Below are 248 nucleotides of genomic sequence, written 5' to 3' on the forward strand. Positions count from 1 at the left end.
GCCTAATCGCACTCTGCATCGCCTAACAGCATTTCCTATGTGCTGTTAACGCGATTCAACCTTAATAGGATATGCTAAACACTGCCGTTTGAAGTCTGTTTAGAAGAAACTTAATCAAACTAGCATCATGTTGGTTGTTTATCACTTTTCATGATGCGAAACCTATCGATAAACTACACACGTAGAAAGATGTGTAGTTTATCGATAGGTTTCGCATCATGAAAAGTGATAAACAACCAACATGATGC

General features: G+C 38.3%; 1 other RNA gene. It reads left to right on the forward strand.

Annotated features, from left to right (window positions below):
* Window positions 1-197, forward strand: a transfer-messenger RNA (tmRNA) gene (ssrA, locus tag F1003_RS18440); the annotation flags it as partial.
* Window positions 198-248 lie beyond the last annotated feature (51 nt).

Origin of the sequence: Winogradskyella ouciana (assembly GCF_009709615.1) — a bacterium.
GTDB lineage: Bacteria > Bacteroidota > Bacteroidia > Flavobacteriales > Flavobacteriaceae > Winogradskyella > Winogradskyella ouciana.